Origin of the sequence: Streptomyces sp. RP5T (genome assembly GCF_003933965.1) — a bacterium.
Taxonomy (GTDB): domain Bacteria; phylum Actinomycetota; class Actinomycetes; order Streptomycetales; family Streptomycetaceae; genus Streptomyces.
The window spans coordinates 1-3685 of the sequence record NZ_RSAJ01000732.1; the positions used below are offsets into that span (position 1 = coordinate 1).

The 3685-nt window shown below is 70.6% G+C and carries 3 protein-coding genes and 1 pseudogene; 3 read left to right on the plus strand and 1 reads right to left on the minus strand.

The features are described 5' to 3' along the window. The 3 genes and pseudogenes from EHS43_RS48455 to glpK all read left to right on the plus strand — a co-directional run. Nucleotides 1-171, plus strand: a pseudogene (locus EHS43_RS48455) (diguanylate cyclase); the annotation flags it as partial. Nucleotides 172-524: 353 nt separating this feature from the next. Continuing rightward, nucleotides 525-1250: an MIP/aquaporin family protein gene (locus tag EHS43_RS40035; protein WP_125195463.1), complete on the plus strand. Its 726-nt coding sequence runs from the start codon at nt 525-527 to the stop codon at nt 1248-1250. 99 nt (nt 1251-1349) lie between these two features. After that, nucleotides 1350-2861: a glycerol kinase GlpK gene (gene glpK, locus EHS43_RS40040; protein ID WP_125195464.1), complete on the plus strand. Its 1512-nt coding sequence runs from the start codon at nt 1350-1352 to the stop codon at nt 2859-2861. A gap of 70 nt (nt 2862-2931) precedes the next feature. Here the strand turns inward: glpK and EHS43_RS40045 are convergent, their stop codons facing one another. Further along, complete coding sequence (locus EHS43_RS40045) at nt 2932-3537, minus strand: ATP/GTP-binding protein (protein ID WP_125195465.1); 606 nt, start codon at nt 3535-3537, stop codon at nt 2932-2934. Nucleotides 3538-3685: the final 148 nt, after the last annotated feature.

Genomic DNA, 3685 nt, shown 5'->3' on the forward strand with positions numbered 1-3685 from the left:
GCGGACCACCGGGAGGCCGCCGCGTGTCTGGCCCCGTTGAAGAAGGCCGCGAAGGCCCTCGGCGGCGCCGGCTGGGTCGTGGGGCGGGCAGGGCTGTCCGGGTACGAGATCCGGCGCGGGACGGGGACGCGGGCGGCTCCGGCGGGGTACGCGGTGGCTGAGCCGGGCTGACGCGGCTCGGATCCGACAGGGCTCCGCCTGCTGCGCGCCCGTCGGCCGATGCGGTTCAGCAGCCCGTGCCAACCGGTGCCGTCGGCAACCTTGACGCTCCCCGGGGCCCGGTGAACACTTCCGGTGTCGGTCGACATCGCCGTACATTCTCGGCGTTCCAGGCACCACGCCGCGCGGGCCCCCACGTCTCAAGGCCCATACCCCCACGGGCGATTCGGCTGCGACGGCACGCTCGTCGCGGACGCCGGGCGGGGCGCGGGATCCTCCCTGCCCTCGGCAGTTCGCCAAGGGAACCGCAACCCTGCACGGAGGACCGGGGCGGGATCGTCCCGGGCCAGGGCCTAGGAGCCGCCATGAGCAACGGAGACGTATTTCTCGGTGAGGTCATCGGTACGGCGATTCTGATCCTCTTCGGCGCCGGTGTGGTCGCCGCCGTCGTCCTCAACTACTCCAAGGCGAAGGACGCCGGCTGGGTCGTCATCGCGTTCGGCTGGGGCTTCGGCGTGCTGGCCGGGGCGTACACCGCGGCGCCCCTGTCCGGCGGACACCTCAATCCCGCCGTGACCGTCGGGATCGCCGTCGACACCGGGGACTGGGACCAGGTGCCGGTCTACATCGCGGGGCAGATGGCCGGCGCCATGCTCGGGGCGGTCCTGTGCTGGCTGACCTACTACGCGCAGTTCCGGGCCAACGCCGAGGACGAGCTCGCCCAGCCGACGCTCGGGATCTTCGCCACCGCTCCCGCGATCCGCAATCCCGTGGCGAACCTGGTCACGGAGATCATCGCGACCGTCGGCCTGGTCCTGCCGATCCTCGCCTTCGGACTCACCAAGGGCCTCGGCGAGTCCGGCACCGCGGTCCTCGTCGTCGCCTTCCTGGTGGTCGGCATCGGCCTGTCGCTCGGCGGGCCCACCGGATACGCCATCAACCCGGCCCGCGACCTGGGTCCGCGCATCGTCCACACCCTGCTGCCGATCCCGAACAAGGGCACCTCGGACTGGGGTTACGCGTGGATCCCGGTGGCGGGACCGCTGATCGGCGGGGCGCTGTCCGGGGTGATCTTCAACGCGGCCTTCTGAGACCCGCCCGTGTGAAACACGCCTGTGTGAAACCGCGCCTTCCGGCAAACGCGGCCCTCGTGAAACGAAGCTCGTGCAGGAACCGACGAAGGGGACGTCATGACGGACAAGTTCGTCGCCGCCATCGACCAGGGCACCACCTCCAGCCGCTGCATCATCTTCAACCAGGACGGCGCGATCGTGGCCGTCGACCAGCGTGAGCACCGCCAGATCTTCCCCAAGCCCGGCTGGGTGGAGCACGACGCCACCGAGATCTGGTCCAAGGTGCAGGCGGTGGTCGCCGGGGCGATCGCCAAGGCGGGGCTGCGGGCCGACCAGCTCAGCGCCCTGGGCATCACCAACCAGCGCGAGACGACGGTCCTGTGGGACCGCGCCACGGGCAAACCCGTGCACAACGCGATCGTCTGGCAGGACACCCGCACCGCGGCCCTGACCAAGCAGCTCGGCGGCCGGGACGGGCAGGACCGGTTCCGCGAACAGACCGGGCTGCCGCTGGCCACCTACTTCTCGGGGCCCAAGGCGGCCTGGCTGCTCGACAACGTGCCCGGACTGCGCGCGCGTGCCGAGAACGGCGAGATCGCCTTCGGCACCATCGACTCCTGGCTGATCTGGAACCTCACCGGCGGCACGGACGGCGGGCGGCACGTCACGGACGTGACCAACGCCGGACGGACCATGCTGATGAACCTGGAGACGCTCCAGTGGGACCAGTCCATCCTGTCCGCGATGAACGTGCCCGCCGCCGTCCTGCCCGAGATCAGGTCCTCCGCCGAGGTCTACGGCACCGCGGTCGGCCAACTCGCGGGCGTGCCCGTGGCGTCGGCGCTGGGCGACCAGCAGGCCGCCGTGTTCGGACAGGCCTGCTACGACGTGGGCACGGCGAAGAACACCTACGGCACGGGATCCTTCCTGCTGCTCAACACGGGCAACCGGCCGGTGCCGTCGAAGAACGGGCTGCTGACGACGATGGGCTACAAGATCGGCGGTGAGGCACCGGTCTACTGCCTGGAGGGGTCCATCGCGATCACGGGCGCCCTGGTCCAGTGGTTCCGCGACCAGCTCGGCATCATCCGCACCGCCGACGAGATCGAGCCTCTCGCGGCCAGTGTCGAGGACAACGGCGGCGCGTACATCGTGCCCGCCTTCTCCGGCCTGTTCGCGCCCTATTGGCGCTCCGACGCGCGCGGAGTCGTCACGGGCCTGACGCGGTACGTCACCAAGGCGCACCTCGCACGGGCCGTGCTGGAGGCGACGAGCTGGCAGACGCGTGAGGTCGTGGACGCCATGTACCAGGACTCCGGGGTGCGGATCACCACCCTCAAGGTGGACGGCGGCATGACCAAGAACAACCTGCTGATGCAGCACCAGGCGGACGTGCTCGACGTGCCGGTGGTCCGGCCCAGGGTCTCCGAGACCACGTGCCTCGGCGCCGCGTACGCGGCCGGACTGGCCACGGGGGTGTGGAACGACCTCGACGAGCTGAAGGCCCACTGGCAGAAGGACGTCGAGTGGACACCGCACATGGAGGCGTCCGTCCGGGACCGCCAGTACCACAACTGGCGCAAGGCCGTGGAGAAGAGCTTCGGCTGGGAGGAGGACGGCGACAACTAGGCACGCGCGCGTGGTGCCGTCCAGCCGCGGCTCGTACCCCTGTCGGCGGGGGTACGGGCCGCACCCCGGCTCAGCTGGTGACGCTCTGCCGCCGGCGTGCCGAGTACGCCATCGCGTGCTGGACCACGCCCACGAGGACGTCCTTGACGGACTGCTTGTCCCGGGCGTCGCACAGCACCACCGGCACGTCCTCGTCGAGGTCGAGAGCCTGCCGTACGTCCTCCTCCGGGTAACGGGCCGCTCCGTCGAAGCAGTTGACGCCGACGAGGAACGGTATGGAGCGCCGCTCGAAGTAGTCGACGGCGGCGAAGCAGTCCTCCAGGCGACGCGTGTCAACGAGCACGACGGCTCCCAGGGCGCCCTCGGAGAGCTCGTCCCACATGAACCAGAACCGCTCCTGTCCGGGTGTGCCGAACAGGTACAGCACCAGGTCCTCGCGCAGGGTGATGCGCCCGAAGTCCATGGCGACGGTGGTGGTGCGCTTGCCCTCGACACCGCTCGTGTCGTCCACCGGGCGCCCTGCCTCGGTGAGCAGCTCCTCGGTGCGCAGCGGCCTGATCTCGCTGACCGCGCCCACGAACGTGGTCTTGCCCACGCCGAAGCCGCCGGCCACCAGGATCTTGAGCGTGACGGGCTCGACCGGGGGCTTGCCGCGCTCAGAACGCCCGAAGATCATTGGTCTCTTCTCCTGCTTGCTGGGGGTGTGGGGTCGGCGGCGGACCATGGCCCGCGCCGCCGCGGCCGACGCTGCCGGGCCGCGAACTCGTGGAGCGGTACGGGCATTCGCCGCTCCAGGGCTTCGGGGACGTCGGTGGAGGCGGGGG

Bases quoted from the DNA above. Each gene is read 5' to 3' on its own strand.
- EHS43_RS40035 (WP_125195463.1), top strand. From the start codon at position 525: ATGAGCAACGGAGACGTATTTCTCGGTGAGGTCATCGGTACGGCGATT.
- glpK (WP_125195464.1), top strand. From the start codon at position 1,350: ATGACGGACAAGTTCGTCGCCGCCATCGACCAGGGCACCACCTCCAGC.
- EHS43_RS40045 (WP_125195465.1), bottom strand. From the start codon at position 3,537: ATGATCTTCGGGCGTTCTGAGCGCGGCAAGCCCCCGGTCGAGCCCGTC.